Genomic DNA, 19,651 nt, shown 5'->3' with positions numbered 1-19,651 from the left:
ACAAATGGTCATCTCTTGAAACGGTAAGCCGTGAAAAACTTCCTTGCTTAGTTCATGCGATTTTCGGGAGATTCTGGTGGCCTTACCTTCATTGCGCAGCTTTGTAGCGCGCTTCATGCTCAACCGCCTGCGCACCGCGCGCGCCGTGGCCCGCCTGGCCTACCTTCGGAACCCGGACAAGCCTGCGCTCATCGACCGGCGCGGCACGCTGACCTATGCACAGCTGCAGGACCGCGTGCACCGGCTGCAGGCCTGGATGCAGGCGCAGGGCGTGAAAAAAGGCGACGTGGTGTTCACCCTGCTGCCCGAGACCGGCGAGCAGTACGAGGTGCGGCTGGCCACGTTCGAGAACGGCACCATCTTTGCCAGCTTTCACAAGCACCTGCCGGCCGATGCGGCGCTGACCACCATGGGCCGCGTCAAGCCCACGGTGTTCATCCATGACCCGCTGCTGAGCGCCCCCATCCTGCAGGCCGTGCGCGAGAAGCTGCCGGGCCTGCGCACGCTGGCCATCGGTGAAGAGTACGAAAAGGCCCTGGCCCAGACCACGCCCGCGCGTGGCACGGCCGAGGTGCACGAGGACGACATCTTTGCGCTGCACATGACGTCGGGCACCACCGGGCTGCCCAAGTCCATCGGCTACAGCAACCGCAAGTACCTGGACAGCGTGCGCTTCATTTCGCGCTCGATCAACTTCACGCCGCCCGTGGGGGGGCCGGATGTGAACATGCTGGGCCTGCCGCTCACGGGGCCGGGCTCGGGCCTGGTGCTGCCCACGCTGCTGTCGGGCGCAGCGCTGGTGATGCCCGAGGACTTCAGCGCCACCACGCTGGCCGGACTGATCCAGAAGCACCGCGTATCGCGCGCGTTCCTCTCGCCCTCGGCCATCATTGACCTGCTTGACGAGCCTACGCTGGACCAGTACGACCTGTCGTCGCTGACCCATGTGCCATACGGCTCCGAGATGACGCCCGCCCCCAAGATCGCCGAGGCCATCCGCCGCTTCGGGCCGATCTTCCAGCAGGGCTACGGTTGCCTGGAGGCGCTGCCGCCCATCACCTGGCTGCTGCCGCACGAACACGTGGATGCCCAGGGCAACCCGCTGGGGCTGGAGGTGCTCTCCACCGTGGGCCGCGTCATGCCGGGCGTGCAGGTGGTCATCCGCAGCGACGACTTCAAGCCGCTGCCGCAGGGCGAGATGGGCCTGATCACCGTGCTGACACCCGTGCGCTTCGACGGCTACTGGCTCGACCCCGAGAAGACCAGCGAGACCCTGCGAGACGGCTGGGTGGTGATGGGCGACCTGGGGTATTTCGACAAGGCGGGTTACCTGCACGTGCTGGGACGCAGCGCGGACCGTGTCTCGCGCAACGGCCAATTGCTCAACCCGCGCGAAGTGGAAGAGGTGGCGCACACCCACCCCTCGGTCAAGGAGGCCTGCCTGGTGCAGCATGGTGCGCAGGCCGTGCTGGTGCTGAGCCTGCGCCAGAGCTGGCGCAAGGAGCACGACTGGCGCACGCTGGAAGGCGAGATCGCGCAGTACCTGGTGCAGCAGCTGCCCGCGCATCTGCAGCCTGACGATGTGCGCATCGTCGAGGAGATTCCGCGCAGCTTCCTGAACAAGATGCTGCGCCGCGAAGTGCGGCTGATGCTCGAAGCCGCACCGCCGCGCGCCGCAGCCGCCCCTGCAACCACGTCCGCCGCAGTGCCCGCGTCCATCCCGGCGGTGGCACCGTGATGCACCCCAGCAACGTACCGGGTACCGCCACGCCATCGCCCCTGACCCTGGGCACCAAGCTCAGCTACGCGGTCGGCAACGTCGGCCTGCAGATGCTGATCGCGGCGATGAATTTCATGCTCATGATCTTCTACACCGACGTGGCCCTGGTCGCGCCCGCCGTGGCCGGCGCGGCGCTGCTGGTGGGCAAGGTGTGGGACACCGTCAACGACCCGCTGTTCGGCTGGGTGACCGACCGCACGCGCTCGCGCTGGGGCCGCCACCGCGTCTACCTCATCTATGGCGCAATCCCGCTGGGCATTGCCGCGGCTGCGGTGTGGATGGTGCCGCCAGGGCTGTCGCCCGTGGCTGCGTTCCTGTGGATCGCCATCACGTACACGGTGTTCGACACGCTCATGACGCTGGTGCAGTTGCCCTACCAGGCCATGGCCGCGAACATGACCACCGACTACGACGAGCGCACCAGCCTCACGGCCTATGCATCGATGGGCGCGCTGATCGGCTTTTTTGCGGGCAGCGTGTTCATGCCGATCCTGGTGCGGGCCGCACCCGACGCGCGCACGGGCTATGCGCTGGCGGGCTCATGCTTCGGCCTGATCGCCGGTGTGGCCGTGGCCGTGGTGGCCTGGCGCGTGCGCGAGCCCCAGGGCAGCGCCGCACCCACCGCGCAGACCGACGCCCCCGCCGACGCGCGGCCCATGTGGGACAGCGTGCGCGAGACCCTGCGCACCACGCTGCGCAACCGCCCCTTCCTGCTGCTGATGAGCGCCGCGACCCTGGTGCGCCTGGGCCTCACGCTGGTGCAGGCCTCGCTCGCATACTTCGTGATCTACCAGCTGCAGGGCGACAAGGGCGACCTGCCGCGCTACATGGGCACGCTGCTCGGCGTGGTGGGCCTGTCGCTGTTCGGGTGGAAGTACGTGGTCGACCGCTGGGAGAAGAACTGGGCGTACGTGCTGGGCCTGGTGCTGTGCGCTGGCGGCTTGGTGGCGCTCTACTGGGTGGGGCCGGGCGACCAGCGCATGGTCACCGGGATCCTGGTCGTCATCGGCATCGGCATGGGTGCGCACTGGATCGTGCCCTTTGCCATGGTGCCCGACACCATCGACCACGGCCACATGCAGGCCGGCGAACGCCAGACGGGCATGTACTACGGGCTGTACGGCCTGATGGACAAGCTGGCGCGCACGCTGGCCACGGTGATGGTGGCGGGCATGCTGGACGTGACGGGCTACGTGCCCAACGTGGCGCAGTCGGCCAGTGCGCTGCAGGGCATCACCCTGATGACCGGCGTGCTGCCGGCGGTGTGCCTGGTGCTGGCGATTCCGCTGCTGGTGGCCTACCCGATCACCCGCGCGCGGCATGCAGGCATCCTGTCGCGCATGGGCACGTCCTGAGCCACTGGACCACTGAGCTTCTGCGCCATTGCGTCGCCCCCACTGCAGACCGCGCAACGCCCGGTCTGCAGTGCGGCAGCGGCACCCGGGGTCAGCGCCTGAATTACTGGCGCGGCCTGTCGAACGCTGACGCGTTCAGCGCAGCCACCGCGCGATAGGCCGGCCTGGCGAACAGGTAGCCCTGCATCAGGCGGATGCCGGTGTCGGCCAGGAAGTCGCGCTCACCAGGGGTTTCGATGCCTTCCGCAATCACCTGGATGTGCATCTCTTCGCACAGGCGCACCAGGCTGCGCACGATGGCTTGGCGCGCGCGGTTGGTGTCGACGTTGCGGATCAGGTCCATGTCGATCTTGATGATGTCGGGCTGAAAATCCGACAGCAGCTTCATGCCCGCATAGCCGGCACCGAAGTCGTCGATGGCGGTGCGAAATCCGCAGCGCTTGTACTCGCGCAGGATGCTCGCAAACCACGGGCCGTCTTCGACACGCTCTCCCTCGGTCACCTCGAAGATGATCTGCTCGAGCGGAAAGCCGTGCGCCCGCGCTGCCTCCAGCGTGGTGCGGATGCAGACCTCGGGCCGGTAGATGGCGTTGGGCAGAAAATTGATGGACACCGGCTGCGCGATTCCCAGCCGGGCAGCGCCCTTGATCGCCTTGACCCGGCAGGCCTGGTCGAACCGGTAGCGGTTGCGGTCGTTCACCTGCGACAGCACCGTCATCGCGCCCTCGCCGCCCGGGCCGCGCACCAGGGCCTCGTGGGCATAGACCTCGCGCCGCTCCACGTCCACGATGGGCTGGTACGCGAAGTCGAACTGAAACCCCAGCCCCTCGCCCTTGCCGCACGCTTCGCAGTCCTGCGGCGTGCCCGCCAGCGGAACGAAATCGACGGGAAACGCAGCATTGACGACGTGGGCGGGAGGAATTGCGTGCATTGCTCAAAGGTCCGTTCGATCTGCAAAATTATGCAGCCATCCACCAGAAGGGTGCGCTCTTTGGAGACCCGCGGCCGTAGGACAGCTGAGACAACCGAGGCGGCTAAGGGGCTGCTGAGGAGCTGCTGAGGAGCTGCTGAGAGGCAGCGCTGCCAATGCGATTCCGCAGGCTTGCAGCCGTTGCCGCCGCAGTCATACGCAACTTTGCCCCGCAGCCGGTCGACACACCAGCCGCACCGGCCCCGTGCGGCTAGCCCACAGACGCCCTACGCCGTGGGTGCCGGCCCCACCGGCTCGGCCGGCACCACGCCCCGCATCGCCAGGCAAAACGGCTGCAAGCATTCGGACCGGGCTGCATAGGGGCAGCCCGCCGTCTCGCACAAACCCGACGCACCATTGCGCGCCCGGTCTTCCTCCCGCGGCACCTGGCCGCTGGCCTGCAGCACGGCCATCTGCGTCCATGGGTCCAGGCGACCGGCCTGTTGCTGCGCCAGCATGTCGCGGCCATACACCGTGGCGGCCAGCTGGGGCTGAAAGTCCAGCACCAGCAGCGCGCTGGTGCGGGGCGTAGCAGCGTCGGCGCCCTGCAGCACCAGTGCAATCACTCCCGACTGCAGCGCCTGGCCCCCGCCCGCAAACGGCACCTGCAGGGCGCCCGCGGGCAGAGCGGCGGCCGCGGTGGCTGCGGAGGGGGCTGCCTGCGCGGCCAGCCAGGGCACCGGCACGCGCAGCGTGAGCGCAAAGCCGCGCGGCCCCTCGGGCGTCTGGGCCGAGCCCTGGCGCACCAGCCACGTCTGCAGCGGAGGCTGCTCCGGGTCGATGGAACCGTTCTCCAGCGCCTGCGCCAGACCCACCGGCCAGGGCTGTGCGGACACCACACGCTGCGGCGCACCACTGCCGGCCGTGACCTGCTGCACCAGTGCGCTGACCATGCGCATCAGCGGCGCACCGAGGCCGGTGGCCGGCCAGGCAGCGCTGGAAGTGGCCGACGCCGCCCCAGCACTAGGCGCTGCCACCGCGGGCGCCCCTGTGGGCAATGGTGGAGGCACAGGCATGCGCAGCGGTACGCCACCGGTTCTGGTACCGCCCTGCGCAGCATCGGCCCCAGGGCGCCGGGGGTCGAAGCCCGCCCCCAGCTGCTCGCGCGCCTGCGCCGAGATGCTGGCCTTGTCGGCTGGCAGGGGCAGTGGGCTGGTGGGCGACGGGGGCGAGCCCGCAGTGGGAGGCGGCGCGGCCGGGTCAGCGCCGGCCGGAGCATGCACCGCCGGCGCCTTGTCCAGCCCCAGCAGCGATGTCTGCCGCTGCAGCGCCGCCTCGGCCAGGAACTGGGCCACGGGCGGGAGCGCGCTGCGGGAGGGGTCGATGGGGAGGGCCATGGCAAGGGGGCGGGGGGATGGTGGATTTTGTAGTGATTCCAATCGCATGACCAGGGTGGGCGGTGACCCACGGCTGCCGCGCAACCTGCCACCACCGCATCCGATCAGCCGGCGTCCACTCTTCCAAGGCATTCAGCTATTGAATGTATAGCGCCTAGCGCTCAACCAGAGCGCGGTACAGCACATTTTTGCTTCAGAATCCGCTGTGCCTGCTCTGCCCAACACATTGTTGGTGGCAGCCCTCAGCATCCAACCGCCATGTCCCCGCGCCCCATCGCACCGCACACTTCCCAGGCCTTCAGCCCAGCGCCCCACCCGTGGGTTGCGCCTGCGCTGCTGGGCGCGGTGCTGGCCTTCCTGCTGCTCAGCGCCTGGCTCTTTGCGCCCGGCTGGGAGCGCGCCTTCCGCTCCGACACCTCACCCGCATCGTGGCTGTCGAGCGCACTGCTGCTCACGCTGTGCATCACCGCGATGCGACTGACCGCCGAGCGCTGCCTGCCGTGGCGGCTGGGTGTGTGTCTCACGCTGGCCTTCGGCGCGCTGGCGCTGGACGAACAATTCATGCTGCACGAGCTTTGGAAGTTTCGCTGCCACGAGTGGCTGGATGCGTGCCGGTGGGGTGTGGTGCGCGAGGCGCCGATGCTCGCGGTGGCCGTGGTGGGCGTAGCCACGCTGGCGTGGCTGCACGGGGCGTTGTCGCACCGCAGTACCCGTGGCTGGCTGTGGGCCGGTTTTGCGGTCGGGCTTTTGGCGATTGGGGTGGACCAGTGGCCGAATGTGCAGCCGCACGGGGCGTGGCTGCCGGAGTTGTTGGCTACTTTGGAAGAGGCAATGGAGGTGGTGGCGGAGGCGCTGGTGCTGGCGGCGTTGTTGCGGCAGCCAGGAATTCGTCCGTTACCTTCACGCAGAAAGCAGACGTCATGAACCCTTCTCCAGACCACCACAAGATCCTTGCATTTGCCGTGTTCGAGCTCAGGATGTTGCTGGCTGGGCAACTCGGGCCCACTGCCGACGGTGACCCATCGGTTCGGGCGGCGGCACACCTAGCCTACGCACTGCACAACCAAGCTCTGGCGGTTCTCGCTGGAAAGTCTTTTGACACTGCGCTGGCCATCGAAGCAATTGCCAAAGTAGACAAGATGTTCGGGGAAAACTTCGTTCAACAGTTTTCCGCTGCAACAGCCACCGCTACATCGCCGGTTGCCGAGCAGTAGTGGCCCAGGGTGCCGCTGGCGGGTTGAGCGACCCGGTTTCCAAACGCAACCTCACGTGCACTCCTGATCCACCCAATACCCCGCCCTGAACCACTGCCCGTTGATGTTCAGGTACCACCGCCATTCAAAGACCGGCTCATAGCTCATGCTGCCCGGCGCGGGTATGTCGATGCGCAGGATGTCCGCCACGCCGTCGCGGTCCAGGTCGATCTCGTGCACTGTCACGGCGGTGTTCTTGCGCTGGGGCTTGTCGCGGATGGGCGGGTCGGCGGGCATCGTCCAGCTCGTGGCGTAGCGCGTGGAGCGCACCTTTACAGCCTCAGGCGGCAGCTTGCCAGGCAAGACCAGGCGGGCCAGCACGTCGGCGGTGTCGGACAGTTTGGCGTAGCCGCGCACGGGCTGGGCTTCTTCGCCGGGGTCGTTGAACGCGCGGCCGGGGTAGTGGCCGCCGCAGTAGTGGGCGTCGTTGCTGATGTCCCACATGCGCTTGCGCACGGCGTGCGCGCCCACCAGGCCCTGCTGGGCGATGGCGTACACGGTGAGTGGCGGGGCGAATGCCTGGTCTGCGGTGCCCACGTCCCAGAAGCCCGTGACGTACTCGATCTCGGGCCCGCTGTGGCGGGCAAAACGGCCCACGGGTGTGCCGGTGGGAATGACGCTGATGCGGGTGCCGGCCACGGCGGCCAGGCCGTCGGCATCGGTCTCGTGCAGCAAGGCCACGCCGTCGTGGCGGCGAAAGTACGACGGGGCGATGGCGGGCAGTACCGGCCGTGTGGCCAGGGGCGCTACGGCCGGCAGGTTGTCCACCGCGCGGGTGGCGAGCTTGACATCGGCGAGCGGGTTGACGGGCGCGCCCCGGTCGATTTCCTGCTCGGGCCGCAGCAGCACGCCGGTGCGCATCAACTTTTTGGCCGCGTCCCATTCGGGGCGCTGGGGGTACACCACCGGTGCGTCCAGCGCATGGGTTTTGGCCAGCGCCGCGATCTGCAGCGATGCGGGGCGTGGCAGGGCGTTGCCGTAGGCCCGCAGGCGGTTGGGCGACGGTGCCACCCAGAAGGCGCGGGCAGCGTCTTTGCCCGCCTGGGACAGTGTGAGGGGCTGGTCGACCAGCAGCTGGCACGACACATGGGCTTGCACCGGCGCCGCCAGCGCAGCGCCCAGGCGCGGGTCGCCGCGGTACAGCACGGCGCACCAGCCGTCGCGCTCGGTCAGCTGCTCCAGCGCCGTGTTGGCGGGCACCTGGGCCACCACGCGGGCCTGGGGCTGGGCGGCGTCACGCAGGTTGACCCAGGAGCCTTGCACGTAGCGTGCTTTGGCAGGCGCAACGGTGGGGGTCTGCGCCCCTGCGCTGCCACCCGCCAGCATGATTGCCGCCGCCGCAGCGGCCCAGCGAAGGCGGTGCAGGCCATCAGAAATCGTCTTCATGTGCCCACGCCCTCGTGACTGACTGATCCAATGGACCGATACAACTGACTGATCAACATTGCCGCACTTGAAACATCCGTTCGGGCTGAGCGTATCGAAACTTCGCGCGGCGCTTCGACAGGCTCAGCGTGAACGGATGGGGTGGCGCGCCCCGCGTCAGACTGCCAATGCAGGCTCCGGCGCTGCAGCCGGCGGCTGCGCCTCGACCACCCGCGCCAGCAGCGCGCCTGCGTAGCGCGCAGGCAGCGGTATCCACACACGCACCGGGTTGCCCTGCGCCACGGCGATGCTCTGGCCGTCCACGTTGCGCATCTGCTCGAGCCGCAGCGTGAGGTTGCCGCTCGGGTGCACCACCTCCAGCAGGTCGCCCACGGCAAAGTGGTTCTTGGTTTCGACCTGCACCCAGTCACCGCTCAGGCCCGCTGCAGCCAGGCCCTCGGCGCCCAGCACTTCGCCCACGAACTGGCTGCGCTGCGTGGCCGAGTGGCCGTTGATGTAGTTCTGATAGTCGTTGCTGGGGCGGCGCTCCAGCAGGCCGCCGGTGTAGCCGCGGTTGGACAGGCCTTCGAGCTCGATGAGCAGCTCGGGGTTGAACGGGCGGCCGGCCACGGCGTCGTCGATGGCGCGGCGGTAGACCTGGGCGGTGCGGGCCACGTAGTACAGGCTCTTGGTGCGGCCCTCGATCTTGAGCGAATCGACGCCGATCTGCGCCAGGCGCGCCACGTGCTCCACGGCGCGCAGGTCCCTGCTGTTCATGATGTACGTGCCGTGCTCGTCTTCCATGATGGGCATCATCTGCCCGGGGCGGCCGGCTTCTTCGATGAGGTAGACCTTGTCGGCCTTGGGGTGGCGCTCGCCGTTGCCGGTGGTCGATGCAAATGCCTGTTCGGCCTTCTGCTGCGCGGCCTCGAAGTTGAAGTCGCCCTCCATCTTCTGGGCGATGGCTTCGCCCGTGGTGGCGTCGATGTCGGCGTCGTGGGTGGCGTAGTTCCAGCGGCAGGCGTTGGTGCAGGTACCCTGGTTGGGGTCGCGGTGGTTGAAATAGCCGCTGAGCAGGCAGCGGCCCGAGTACGCGATGCACAGCGCGCCGTGCACGAAGACCTCCAGCTCCATGTCGGGGCATTCCTGGCGGACTTTCTCGATCTCGTCGAGGCTGAGTTCGCGCGAGAGGATGACGCGCTCCACGCCCATCTTCTGCCAGAACTTCACCGCCGCCCAGTTGGTGGTGTTGGCCTGCACCGAGAGGTGCACCACCTGCTCGGGCCACTTCTCCTTGACCATCATGATCAGGCCCGCGTCGGCCATGATGAGGGCGTCGGGCCGGCAGTCGATCACGGGCTCGATGTCGCGCAGGTAGGTGCGGATCTTGTCGTTGTGCGCAATGAGGTTGCTGGTGACGAAGAACTTCTTGCCGCGCGCATGGGCCTCGCTGATGCCTTGGCGGATCTGCTCAAGCTTGAACTCGTTGTTGCGCGCGCGCAGGGAGTAGCGCGGCTGGCCGGCGTACACGGCGTCGGCGCCAAAGTCGTAGGCGGCGCGCATCTTGTCGAGCGAGCCGGCGGGCAGGAGGAGTTCGGGGGCTTTGAGGAGGGGGGTCATGGGGTGCCTCTGGATGCGTGGTGAGGGCGGATGAGGACGGACGGGTGCGGATTTGCCAGTTCACACCCCACCCGTTCGGCCTGAGCCTGTCGAAGGCTGGGCCCCGGCTTCGACAAGCTCAGCCCGAACGGTGAAGGGGATGCGAACGCTGTCGATAAAGCCATGGCGATGGAGTGCATCGGGAAGGGGTCAGCGCGGCATCACCGACAGGCCCGCCAGCGTGCCCACAGCCTGCGCCGGAAACTCTGGCGGGTCGAACGCCTTGTCGCCATCGGCATCCTGCACGCCATTGGGCACCATGCCCTTGAAGTCGAACTGGCGCGGGTCCATGAAGTGCGACGGCACCAGGTTGCGCAGGGCCACGGCCATGTTCTCTATGCGGCCGGGGTACAGCTGCTGCCAGTCGCGCAGCATCTGGCCGATCTGCTTGCGCTGCAGGTTCTCCTGGCTGCCGCACAGCGTGCACGGGATGATGGGGAAGGCGCGGATGTCCGCCCAGCGGCTGAGGTCGTCTTCGGCCACATAGGCCAGCGGGCGGATGATGAGGTGGTCGCCGCGGTCGCTCTGCACCTTGGGCGGCATGCCCTTGAGCTTGCCGCCGAAGAACATGTTCAAAAAGAACGTCTGCAGCATGTCGTCGCGGTGGTGGCCGAGCGCGATCTTGGTGCACCCCAGTTCGTCGGCCACGCGGTACAGGATGCCCCGGCGCAGGCGGCTGCACAGGCTGCACATGGTCTTGCCTTCGGGGATGTGCTCCTTGACGACGCTGTAGGTGTCCTGCGTTTCGATGTGAAAGGGCACGCCGACCTGCGTCAAATATTCGGGCAGTACGTGTGCCGGGAAGCCGGGCTGCTTCTGGTCGAGGTTGACGGCGATCAGCTCGAACTTGTGGCCGTTGCGCTGCTGCAGCATGCGCAGCACGTCGAGCATCGCGTAGCTGTCCTTGCCGCCGGAGACGCACACCATGACTTTGTCGCCGTCTTCGATGAGGCCGAAGTCGCCGATGGCCTGGGCGACCTGGCGGACCAGGCGCTTTTCGAGCTTGAGCGCGGCGTGGGCGGCGGCTTTCTCGGCGGCGGCTGCACTGTCTTCTGCGCTGGGGACCGCAGGCGTTTCAAGGAGGGTGGCGGGTTCGGACATGGAAAAGCAGGCCGGGGTGTGGGGCAAGGGAAGACAAAGTTCAGCCGAAGGCGTCAGAGCCTGTTGAATGTGCCGCAGAGTCGGTCGCCCGGCAATGCGCTACCGCACGGCAGCACTTATCAGTTGCTACTTTTTTTATAGCTGCTGCCGCTGGATGAACAAGCGGTAGCAGCCTATTTCATCCAAAAATCAGGCTTCGGCGGGGTAGAACATCTTGCGCGTGGGCACGGTCTCCACCGCCTTGGCGATGGCGCCGATGTGGTCCGGCGTGGTGCCGCAGCAGCCGCCCAGGATGTTGACCAGCCCCTCGGCCGCGAACTCGTGCACCAGGCGGCTGGTGATCTCGGGGGTTTCGTCGAAGCCGGTGTCGCTCATGGGGTTGGGCAGGCCGGCGTTGGGGTAGCAGCTGATGAAGGTGTCCTCGGCCACGCGGTTGAGCTCCTGGATGTAGGGGCGCATCAGCGTAGCGCCCAGGGCGCAGTTCAGGCCGATGGCCAGCGGGCGCGAATGGCGCACGCTGTGCCAGAAGGCGGTCACGGTCTGGCCGCTCAGGATGCGGCCCGACGCGTCGGTGACCGTGCCGCTGATGATGAGCGGCAGGCGCTGGCCGCTGTTCTCGAAGTACTCGTCGATGGCGAACAGCGCGGCCTTGGCGTTGAGCGTGTCGAAGATCGTCTCGACCAGCAGCACGTCGGAGCCGCCCTCGACCAGCGCCTCGGTCTGCTCGTAGTACGCGGCGCGCAGCTGCTCGAAGTCGACATTGCGCGCGCCCGGGTCGTTCACGTCAGGGCTGATGCTGGCCGTCTTGGGCGTGGGGCCCAGGGCGCCGGCCACGAAACGGGGCTTGTCGGGCGTGCTGTACTTGTCGCAGGCGGCGCGGGCGAGCTGGGCGGAGCGCAGGTTCATCTCGCGCGCCAGCCCGGCCATGTGGTAGTCGTCCTGCGCGATGGTGGTCGCGCCGAAGGTGTTGGTCTCGATGAGGTCGGCGCCGGCGGCGAGGTACCGCTCGTGGATGTCGCTGATCACGTCGGGCCGGGTGAGCGAGAGCAGCTCGTTGTTGCCCTTGACGTCGTACGCAAAGTCTGTGAACCGGTCGCCCGCCCCGCCGGGGCCGCTGTAGCCCTCGCCCCGGTACTGCGCCTCGCCCAGCTTGAAGCGCTGGATCATGGTGCCCATGGCGCCGTCGAGGATGACGATGCGTTGGGCAAGGATGTCGGGCAGCTGCGCGGCGCGGGTGTAGTGAAGGGCTTGCATAGCCCCGTATTGTAGAAAGCCGGGGCCTGCAGGCCGCATGCAGGGCTGTTTGCGTATGCCAAGTGCTGACGGCGGTGAGGGGCCTACTGACAGGGCGGCACACTGGCGTTTTAGAACCGCCAAGAATATTGATCGACTTTTAAATTCCAATGGGATATAATTTGCCTTGCTGCAGTCACGGCTTCCGAGCCGCGCCGCCGCAGCAACGCCTGCTCAAAGACCGCTAGCAACACGTCTTTGCCACTGCAGGTGCGTTGTGCGACATGTGTCGCCCCAGTGGGCCTGCTAGAGCTGCAGCCCGCCGAGCCCCTTGATGCTCACGCAGGCCAATGTTCCGCCTGCGATATTGAATGAACCAGATTTCACAGACCGCCATTTCCATGGGCAAGTACGTCGTTTCGCCCGCGACACACCCGACCGACTGCGGCCGCTTCCGCGCCTCTTTCTCGGTCCATCGTTCAGAGAGCAAGGGCAGCTACTGCCGCGTGTTCCGTTTTGACAAGGTCTTTGCATCGCGCGAAGCCGCCCGGCTGTTCGCAGTCACCCAGGGCTGGCTGCAGGCGTGCATGCCGCACCCTCCGATGTGCTGATGGTCTGCACGCTGCAGATTCCATCCGCCTCCCCCGTGGTTGCGGGCTCCTCCCGGTCCGCACACCCACCCCAACGGTACGCCCTTCGCTGCGCGCCATCCTTTAGAAAGACTCTCCCATGAGCACCAAGATCTATGTGGGCAACCTGCCCTACTCCGTGACCGATTCCAGCCTGGAAAGCAACTTCGCCGAGTTCGGCGGCGTGTCTTCCGCCAAGGTCATGATGGACCGCGAAACCGGCCGCTCCAAGGGCTTCGGCTTTGTCGAAATGGCCAACGCCGAAGTCGCCCAGGCCGCCATCACCGCGCTGCACGGCATGTCGGTCGACGGCCGCTCCATCGTCGTGAACCTGGCCCGCCCACGCGAAGACAACCGCAGCTCGGGTGGCTACAGCGACGCAGGCTACAACGCCGGCAAGCGCTCGGACGTGGGCTACGGCAATGGCGGCTTCGGCGGCGGCCGCTACTGAACCGGGTCTTCCCGTGTCCTGAAAACCGGCTCTGTGGAGCCGGTTTTTTTTCGCCCCGGCCACGGCGCCCCGCCAGCCGCTGTGCCGCGGCCGGGGCCCTTGCGGGGCTTGGCCGCGGCGGTCCTGATGCCGGCTGTGGGGACGTACGCGGTGCCCGGCGCACAATAGCCCCTTCGCCTGCGGGCGCGCCTGCCGCGAAATATTGATCCAATTGGCCTCTACCGCTTGCCAGGCAAGCGCTGGCAGCTATCAAATTCAGAGTATCCGTTGTCGTCCTCCCGCCTGTCCTCCGCCCCCTCCGCATCCCCCGCCCACACCGTCCTGCAGGACGTCTTCGGCTACGAGCAGTTCCGCGGCCCGCAGCAGGCCATCGTCGAGCATGTGATCGGCGGGGGCGATGCGCTGGTGCTGATGCCCACCGGGGGCGGCAAGAGCCTGTGCTACCAGGTGCCGGCCATCGTGCGCCAGCAGCAGGGGCGCGGGGTGACCATCGTGATCTCGCCACTGATCGCGCTGATGCACGACCAAGTGGGCGCGCTGCACGAGGCGGGCGTGGAGGCGGCGTTCCTCAACTCCACGCTGAGCTACGACGAAGCGCAGGACGTGGAGTTTCGCCTGCAGACGGGCGCCATCACGCTGCTGTATGCCGCGCCCGAACGGCTGAACACGCCGCGCTTCCTCGGTCTGCTGGACGACCTGTACCAGCAGGGCGTGCTGAGCTTGTTTGCCATCGACGAGGCGCACTGCGTGAGCCAGTGGGGCCACGACTTCCGCCCCGAGTACCGGGCGCTCACGGTGCTGCACGAGCGCTATGCGGGCGTGCCGCGCATCGCGCTCACGGCCACGGCCGACGACCTCACGCGCGCCGACATCATCGAGCGGCTGCAGCTGGAAGACGCGCGGCTGTTCATCAGCAGCTTCGACCGGCCCAACATCCGCTACCGCATCGAGGAAAAAAAGGACGTCACCACGCAGCTGCTGCGCTTCATCGAGCGCGAGCATGCGGGCGAGGCCGGCGTGGTGTACTGCCAGTCCAGAAAGCGCGTGGAAGAGCTGGCGGCCACGCTGAGCGACGCGGGCGTCAACGCCCTGCCCTACCACGCGGGGCTGGACACCAAGGTGCGCCAGAAGAACCAGGACCGCTTCCTGCGCGAAGAGGGCATCGTGATGGTCGCCACCATCGCGTTTGGCATGGGTATCGACAAGCCCGACGTGCGCTTCGTGGCGCACGTGGACATGCCCAAGAACATCGAGGGCTACTACCAGGAGACCGGCCGCGCGGGCCGCGACGGCCTGAACGCCGATGCCTGGATGGCCTACGGCCTGAACGACGTGGTCAACCAGCGCCGCATGATCGACGAGAGCCCCGCGGGCGAGGAGTTCAAGCAGGCGCTGCGCGGCAAGCTCGACGCGCTGCTGGCACTGGCCGAGGCCACCGACTGCCGCCGCGTGCGGCTGCTGGCCTACTTCGGCGAAGCCTCCACGCCGTGCGGCAACTGCGACAACTGCATCAGCCCGCCCGCAGTGTGGGATGCGACCGATGCCGCGCGCAAGCTGCTGTCCACCATCTACCGCGTGAACCAGGCTAGCGGGATCAGCTTTGGCACCGGGCACATCATGGACATCCTGCGCGGCAAGAAGACCGAGAAGGTCGCGCAGTTCGGACACGAGAAGATCTCCACCTTCGGCATCGGCGCCGACCTGACCGAGCCCCAGCTGCGCGGTGTGCTGCGCCAGCTGATCGCTACCGGCGCTTTGGGCCTGCAGAAGGTCATGCTGGACAGCGGCCACAGCTTTGACACCCTGTGCCTTACCGAGGGCTCGCGCGGCGTGCTCAAAGGCGAGGTGCCGGTGCAGCTGCGCGAATCGGTCTCGTCCGCACCGGCCAAGCGCACCCGCAAGGGCAGCGCCCCCCCGGCCGCCGCAGCCAACCTGGGCCCGGACGCCCAGGTGCGCTTCATCAACCTCAAGTCCTGGCGCGCCGAAGTGGCGCGCGAGCACAACCTGCCGGCGTACGTGATCTTTCACGACGCCACGCTGGCGGCAATTGCCGAGCGCAACCCGACCACGCTGGACGACCTGCAGGGCATCAGCGGCATGGGTGCGAAGAAGCTCGATGCCTACGGGGCCGAGGTGTTGAGGGTGTGCACGAACGCCTGATGCGTGCCGGACGCGTGTCGGATGCGTTCCTGATGTTTCTGACCAGCCAGGGGAACCGTACTTCTGTCGCTCTCACACACGAGCATGGCATGCGGCTGCAGCTTGCGAAATCGCAGGTTCCTACGGGGCTTGATCGGCTATAACCTCTCTCGCCTCACAGGGAGGTTCAACAACCAATGAGAAAGACGCGGATGTTCAAGAAAATTCTGGCAGTGGCCGCACTGATGGGCGCAGGCCTCGTGCATGCTTTTTCTCCCCAAGCCGGCACGTGGATCGTGACGTCGGAGATGGATGGCAAACCCGGCCGAGGCTTCGGGATCGACGTGCAGAACACCACTTTGGTGATGCAGATGTACGCGTATGAGAGCAGCGGCCAGCCCACGTTCTACCTGGCGGTGGGCGATGTGGTCGACAACAAGGTGACCGCACCTTTGAACAAATACAGCGGCGGCCGCTTCTTTGGCAGTGGCGCCCGCTCCGGCACCGCGACGGGAAGCGCGGGCAATGTGTCCGTGCGTTTCACAACCGGCACCACCGGGTTCATCACATTCCCGAACGAGCCCGAAGTGGCGATTTCCCGCTTCAACTTTGGCTACGGCGCGGTGGCGGAAAGCCTGCGCGGCTTCTGGACGCTGAACTCGATCGGTAGCGAAGGCCTGCAGTCGGACCTGGTGGAGTTCAACACCAGCCTTGCTCCGACCGCCAACGGCAACGGCCTGATGTCCAACACCGCCCAGACTTTTGGTTGTGAGCAACAGGTGCGTGGCGCGCTGAGCGGCAATGTGGTGTGCGTTAAGATCAATTCCAGCAACCAGCTCGTACGCTCCTACGTCTTCGTCTACAGCGTGAATGAAGGCGAAGGCTACTCGGTGGGGTCTGCCAGCAGCTCCCAGCAGTCGCTGTACATCCGCCGCCTGACCACGCCCAAGGGTGTGGGTACCGGCCTGCTCTACAAGGACGCGGAGCTGCGCACGGGCGACGCTTCTGCCCTGCTGCAGCACATCGAGCACCTCTCCCGGTTCGGTCTGCCCCAGTAAACACGGGCATCTTCGGTACGGGCGCCGCTCAGGCCACCCGCACCGCGGCGACCAAAAGTCATGGACATGGGGTGTGGAGCGCCCGGCGCAACGGCACAATCTGCGGTAGGTGCCTTCGACAGCGCCGTGGCCCACCGCTGGGCTTTTCAAAGACCATCCCAACCGAAACCCATTCGTTCGATGACTACCTACGCAGAACTCCTGGCGCAAAAGCGCCACCTTGATGAACAGATCAGCAAAGCGCGCAAGGCCGAAGGGGCAGCTGCGCTGGAGACCGTGAAGCACCTGATCAAGGAATTCGACTTCACGGCGCAGCAGGTGTTTCCGTGGACACCCGATACCAAGAAAGTGCCCGCCAAGTACCACGACCCCCAGACCGGCGCCACCTGGACTGGCCGCGGAAAGCCGCCGAAGTGGATCGCCGGCAAGGACCGCGAGCAGTTCGTGATCCGCTAGCACGCTGCGGAGCGTCAGCCGATGCATCGGCGCCTGGCATGCCGCCAGGCGCCTCTATTGCCACTCCCACCGCCAGCCGCCGTGCTCACCTTTCTCAAGAATATCTTTCACCGCCCGCCCACTGCGGAAAATTTTGCCGACATGGTGCTCGATGCACTGCGACGCGCCTGGCCCGAGCACACCTTCACGCTGGAGCGGGAAAAATTCCAGATCCAGCAGTCCGGCGGGCTGCTGATCAACCTGCACAACATCTACGCAGACTATCGCCGTGCCGACCCGGCGATGAGGCGGCAGCAGCTGGACCGCTTCGTGCGGGGCATGGTGTCCGCCGGCAGTTCGGAGGATGTGTACGAAGAGGTCCAAGGCCGTCTGCTGCCGGTGCTGCGAAACCTCTCGGGCGTGGACCTCATGCGCATCGAGGCCGCCGACGAGAAGGCCCTGACGGACATCATGTCCTACTGCCCCTTGTCGGACGACCTGGGCATTGCCTTGGCCATCGACAGCGAGCTGAACATCAAGCAGATTGGCGACGATGTGTTGAAGCGTTGGAACAAGACCTTCGACGACGTGCTTCAGGTCGCCGTCGACAACCTTCGCCACCAGGCCGCGCCAGCATTCCATGAGGTCAGCCGCGGGCTGTTCGCGTCGCACTACGGCGACTACTACGATGCCGCACGCATCCTGGTGCACGAGCTGATCTGGCAGTTGCCGGTCGGCGCACAGCCCGTGGCCATGGTGCCCAACCGCAGTTGCCTGCTGGTGTGCGGCGCAGACAACGAAGCCGCCTTGATCGAAATGGTCGGCCAGGCCCGCCGTATCCTCTTCGAGGAATCCCGGCCGTTGTCTGCCGACATGTTCGTGCTGACCGACAAAACCTGGGCTCCGTGGACGCCACCCGGCGAGCCGGGGCGGGCGCTGGGGCGTTTGCAGCGCGAGCTTCTGGCCAGCGGCTACGCCGAGCAGAAGCAGGCGATGGACATCGCGCAGGAGCAGGCGGGCACGGATGTGTTCGTTGCCACGCACACGCTGGTGGAAAGGTCTGCAGATGGGCAGCTCATCAGCTACGCCGTACTGCCCCGGGACGTCCACACCTGGCTGCCCACGGCGGATCTGGTCCTGCTGAGTGAAGAGGAAGGCGAGGATCCGCTGATCGTCACCATGGCGGACTTTTTGGAAATCTCAGGTTCCGGTGCCAAGCGGCTGCCGTATGTGCTGCCGCGGTATGAGGTGGTCGAGTTCCCGGATGCGGGGTGCATGGCGAGGCTGCGGGCCAGGGCCACCAGCATGGATGCGGTCAACGTGTGAGGCAGCCGGTGCCCTGCGGCCACCGCCCCACGCACTGCGCCACAATGGCGCCATGCTGACCCTCCAAGACATCCGCGACGCCGCCACCCGCCTGCAGGGCCATGTGCTCGATACCCCTTGCGTGGAGTCCAAGACGCTCTCGCAGATCGTGGGGGCGCAGGTGTTCCTCAAGTTCGAGAACCTGCAGTTCACGGCGTCCTTCAAGGAGCGCGGTGCGTGCAACCGGCTCACGCTGCTGTCCGACGAAGAGCGCGCCCGCGGCGTGGTGGCCATGAGCGCCGGCAACCACGCGCAGGGCGTGGCCTACCACGCACAGCGCCTGGGTCTGCGCGCCGTGATCGTGATGCCGCGCTTCACGCCCGGCGTGAAGGTGGAGCGCACCCGCGGCTTCGGCGCCGAGGTCGTGCTGCATGGCGATACGCTGGAAGAAGCCCGCGCCCATGCCTATGCGCTGGCCGATGCGCAGGGGCTGACCTTCGTGCACCCCTACGACGATGAAGGCGTGGCGGCCGGCCAGGGCACGCTGGGCCTGGAGATGCTGCAGGCCGTGCCCGACCTGGACACGCTGGTGATCGCGGTGGGCGGCGGCGGGCTGATCTCGGGCGTGGCGACGGCGGCCAAGGCCATCCAGCCCGGCATCGAGATCGTGGGCGTGCAGACCACGCGCTTTCCGGCCATGGTGAATGCGGTCCAGGGCACCCGCCACCCGCAGGGCACCTCGACCATCGCCGAAGGCATCGCCGTGGGCACGCCCGGCAAGATCACGCAGGAGATCGTCAAGCGCCTGGTGGACGACCTGGTGCTGGTGGATGAGGGCGACATCGAGCAGGCCGTGCTGATGCTGCTGGAGATCGAGAAGACCCTGGTCGAAGGCGCGGGCGCTGCGGGCTTGGCCGCATTGTTGCGCTACCCCGAGCGCTTCAAGGGCAAGCGCGTGGGCCTGGTGCTGTGCGGCGGCAACATCGACCCGCTGCTGCTGGCCGCGATCATCGAGCGCGGCATGGTACGGTCCGGCCGCCTGGCCCGCATCAAGGTCAGCGCGCGCGACGTGCCCGGCGTGCTGGCGCGCATCACGGCCACCGTGGCCGACGCGGGCGCCAACATCGAAGAGGTGCACCACCAGCGCGCCTTCACCATGCTGGCGGCGCAGAACGTGGAGATCGAACTGGTGCTGCAGACCCGGGGCAAGACGCACATCGACGACGTGCTGGGCCGCCTGCGCGAGGCGGGCATGGAGGCGGCGCTGATCTGAGAACCGGCCGGCGATGGGCAGGGTTTGCGCTGGCGTGATCGTCTGCGGCGCGGCGAACCGGTACTGCCGTTTGGAGAGTGCGCCGCTCGCGGCTAGAATTGCGCAAGTTTTAAGCATCTGGAGCCGCCCCATGTCCGAACACAACACTGCACACGCCCCCGCCGAATCCCACCCCCACGACCCCGTGGAGAACGTGGTCCACGTGGCCCCGGTCGTGCTGCCTGTGGTGGGCGGCGTGCTGATCTTCCTGCTGGCCTTCATCGCCGTGTACATGGCCTGAGCCACCGGGCACCATAAAAAGCCCCGCG

At 67.0% G+C, this 19,651-nt stretch carries 18 protein-coding genes; 12 read left to right on the top strand and 6 right to left on the bottom strand.

What is annotated here, in order from left to right; genetic code table 11:
* Window positions 1-76: 76 nt before the first annotated feature.
* Both ASF16_RS04160 and ASF16_RS04155 read left to right on the top strand, forming a co-directional pair.
* Window positions 77-1,738, top strand: a complete 1,662-nt coding sequence (locus tag ASF16_RS04160) for a class I adenylate-forming enzyme family protein (RefSeq protein WP_056163173.1) — start codon at window positions 77-79, stop codon at window positions 1,736-1,738.
* Window positions 1,738-3,135: an MFS transporter gene (locus ASF16_RS04155; RefSeq protein WP_056163170.1), complete on the top strand. Its 1,398-nt coding sequence runs from the start codon at window positions 1,738-1,740 to the stop codon at window positions 3,133-3,135. The genes ASF16_RS04160 and ASF16_RS04155 overlap by 1 nt, the downstream gene beginning before the upstream one ends.
* 103 nt (window positions 3,136-3,238) lie before the next feature.
* Here ASF16_RS04155 and ASF16_RS04150 read toward each other — a convergent pair whose 3' ends face one another.
* Both ASF16_RS04150 and ASF16_RS04145 read right to left on the bottom strand, forming a co-directional pair.
* Window positions 3,239-4,066 carry an EAL domain-containing protein gene (locus tag ASF16_RS04150; protein WP_056163168.1) on the bottom strand — a complete coding sequence of 276 codons (828 nt, stop codon included), beginning with the start codon at window positions 4,064-4,066 and terminating at the stop codon, window positions 3,239-3,241.
* A 266-nt stretch (window positions 4,067-4,332) separates the two neighbouring features.
* Entirely contained in the window at window positions 4,333-5,442 is a 1,110-nt protein-coding gene (locus tag ASF16_RS04145; RefSeq protein WP_056163165.1) for a hypothetical protein, read from the bottom strand.
* Between the two features lie 345 nt (window positions 5,443-5,787).
* Between ASF16_RS04145 and ASF16_RS04140 the strand changes: the two genes are divergently transcribed.
* Complete coding sequence (locus ASF16_RS04140; protein ID WP_235507254.1) at window positions 5,788-6,366, top strand: hypothetical protein; 579 nt, start codon at window positions 5,788-5,790, stop codon at window positions 6,364-6,366.
* Entirely contained in the window at window positions 6,363-6,656 is a 294-nt protein-coding gene (locus ASF16_RS04135; RefSeq protein ID WP_056163159.1) for a hypothetical protein, read from the top strand. Before ASF16_RS04140 ends, ASF16_RS04135 begins: the two co-directional genes overlap by 4 nt.
* Before the next feature lie 51 nt (window positions 6,657-6,707).
* On the opposite strand, the gene ASF16_RS04130 is transcribed toward ASF16_RS04135, so the two are convergent.
* From ASF16_RS04130 to ASF16_RS04115, 4 genes are all read right to left on the bottom strand, one after another.
* A complete protein-coding gene (locus tag ASF16_RS04130; protein ID WP_056163156.1) occupies window positions 6,708-8,081 on the bottom strand; it encodes a hypothetical protein in 1,374 nt (457 codons plus the stop codon).
* A 156-nt stretch (window positions 8,082-8,237) separates the two neighbouring features.
* Window positions 8,238-9,680 (bottom strand): tRNA 5-hydroxyuridine modification protein YegQ, encoded by a 1,443-nt coding sequence (yegQ, locus tag ASF16_RS04125; RefSeq protein ID WP_056163154.1) that lies wholly within the window; start codon window positions 9,678-9,680, stop codon window positions 8,238-8,240.
* 189 nt (window positions 9,681-9,869) lie between these two features.
* Window positions 9,870-10,820: a tRNA 2-thiocytidine(32) synthetase TtcA gene (gene ttcA, locus ASF16_RS04120; RefSeq protein ID WP_056163150.1), complete on the bottom strand. Its 951-nt coding sequence runs from the start codon at window positions 10,818-10,820 to the stop codon at window positions 9,870-9,872.
* Between the two features lie 189 nt (window positions 10,821-11,009).
* Entirely contained in the window at window positions 11,010-12,074 is a 1,065-nt protein-coding gene (locus tag ASF16_RS04115) for a homocysteine S-methyltransferase family protein (protein WP_056163146.1), read from the bottom strand.
* A gap of 350 nt (window positions 12,075-12,424) precedes the next feature.
* Here ASF16_RS04115 and ASF16_RS04110 point away from each other — a divergent pair, with 350 nt between their 5' ends.
* The 8 genes from ASF16_RS04110 (at window position 12,425) to ASF16_RS26515 (ending at window position 19,623) form a co-directional block, all read left to right on the top strand.
* Window positions 12,425-12,664 (top strand): hypothetical protein, encoded by a 240-nt coding sequence (locus tag ASF16_RS04110; protein ID WP_200912359.1) that lies wholly within the window; start codon window positions 12,425-12,427, stop codon window positions 12,662-12,664.
* Window positions 12,665-12,782: 118 nt separating this feature from the next.
* Window positions 12,783-13,133, top strand: a complete 351-nt coding sequence (locus ASF16_RS04105) for an RNA-binding protein (protein WP_056163143.1) — start codon at window positions 12,783-12,785, stop codon at window positions 13,131-13,133.
* 267 nt (window positions 13,134-13,400) lie between these two features.
* Window positions 13,401-15,293, top strand: a complete 1,893-nt coding sequence (gene recQ / locus ASF16_RS04100; RefSeq protein ID WP_235507253.1) for a DNA helicase RecQ — start codon at window positions 13,401-13,403, stop codon at window positions 15,291-15,293.
* A 191-nt stretch (window positions 15,294-15,484) separates the two neighbouring features.
* The gene (locus tag ASF16_RS04095) at window positions 15,485-16,330 is read left to right on the top strand and encodes a hypothetical protein (protein WP_056163139.1); all 846 of its coding nucleotides are present in this window, start codon (window positions 15,485-15,487) and stop codon (window positions 16,328-16,330) included.
* A 180-nt stretch (window positions 16,331-16,510) separates the two neighbouring features.
* On the top strand, window positions 16,511-16,786 hold the full coding sequence (locus ASF16_RS04090; protein WP_056163136.1) for an H-NS family nucleoid-associated regulatory protein: 276 nt from the start codon (window positions 16,511-16,513) through the stop codon (window positions 16,784-16,786).
* A gap of 81 nt (window positions 16,787-16,867) precedes the next feature.
* Window positions 16,868-18,091, top strand: a complete 1,224-nt coding sequence (locus ASF16_RS04085; RefSeq protein ID WP_056163133.1) for a hypothetical protein — start codon at window positions 16,868-16,870, stop codon at window positions 18,089-18,091.
* A 52-nt stretch (window positions 18,092-18,143) separates the two neighbouring features.
* Window positions 18,144-19,343 carry a threonine ammonia-lyase gene (locus tag ASF16_RS04080; protein WP_056163130.1) on the top strand — a complete coding sequence of 400 codons (1,200 nt, stop codon included), beginning with the start codon at window positions 18,144-18,146 and terminating at the stop codon, window positions 19,341-19,343.
* 130 nt (window positions 19,344-19,473) lie between these two features.
* Window positions 19,474-19,623: a hypothetical protein gene (locus ASF16_RS26515; RefSeq protein ID WP_200912360.1), complete on the top strand. Its 150-nt coding sequence runs from the start codon at window positions 19,474-19,476 to the stop codon at window positions 19,621-19,623.
* Window positions 19,624-19,651: the final 28 nt, after the last annotated feature.

This window comes from Acidovorax sp. Leaf78 (assembly GCF_001422735.1).
Taxonomy (GTDB): Bacteria; Pseudomonadota; Gammaproteobacteria; order Burkholderiales; family Burkholderiaceae_C; genus Acidovorax.
This window is presented reverse-complemented; position numbering and strand designations above follow the sequence as displayed.

Bases quoted from the DNA above. Each gene is read 5' to 3' on its own strand.
- ASF16_RS04155 (WP_056163170.1), top strand. From the start codon at position 1,738: ATGCACCCCAGCAACGTACCGGGTACCGCCACGCCATCGCCCCTGACC.
- ASF16_RS04150 (WP_056163168.1), bottom strand. From the start codon at position 4,066: ATGCACGCAATTCCTCCCGCCCACGTCGTCAATGCTGCGTTTCCCGTC.
- ASF16_RS04145 (WP_056163165.1), bottom strand. From the start codon at position 5,442: ATGGCCCTCCCCATCGACCCCTCCCGCAGCGCGCTCCCGCCCGTGGCC.
- ASF16_RS04135 (WP_056163159.1), top strand. From the start codon at position 6,363: ATGAACCCTTCTCCAGACCACCACAAGATCCTTGCATTTGCCGTGTTC.
- ASF16_RS04130 (WP_056163156.1), bottom strand. From the start codon at position 8,081: ATGAAGACGATTTCTGATGGCCTGCACCGCCTTCGCTGGGCCGCTGCG.
- yegQ (WP_056163154.1), bottom strand. From the start codon at position 9,680: ATGACCCCCCTCCTCAAAGCCCCCGAACTCCTCCTGCCCGCCGGCTCG.
- ttcA (WP_056163150.1), bottom strand. From the start codon at position 10,820: ATGTCCGAACCCGCCACCCTCCTTGAAACGCCTGCGGTCCCCAGCGCA.
- ASF16_RS04115 (WP_056163146.1), bottom strand. From the start codon at position 12,074: ATGCAAGCCCTTCACTACACCCGCGCCGCGCAGCTGCCCGACATCCTT.
- ASF16_RS04110 (WP_200912359.1), top strand. From the start codon at position 12,425: ATGAACCAGATTTCACAGACCGCCATTTCCATGGGCAAGTACGTCGTT.
- ASF16_RS04105 (WP_056163143.1), top strand. From the start codon at position 12,783: ATGAGCACCAAGATCTATGTGGGCAACCTGCCCTACTCCGTGACCGAT.
- ASF16_RS04095 (WP_056163139.1), top strand. From the start codon at position 15,485: ATGTTCAAGAAAATTCTGGCAGTGGCCGCACTGATGGGCGCAGGCCTC.
- ASF16_RS04090 (WP_056163136.1), top strand. From the start codon at position 16,511: ATGACTACCTACGCAGAACTCCTGGCGCAAAAGCGCCACCTTGATGAA.
- ASF16_RS04080 (WP_056163130.1), top strand. From the start codon at position 18,144: ATGCTGACCCTCCAAGACATCCGCGACGCCGCCACCCGCCTGCAGGGC.
- ASF16_RS26515 (WP_200912360.1), top strand. From the start codon at position 19,474: ATGTCCGAACACAACACTGCACACGCCCCCGCCGAATCCCACCCCCAC.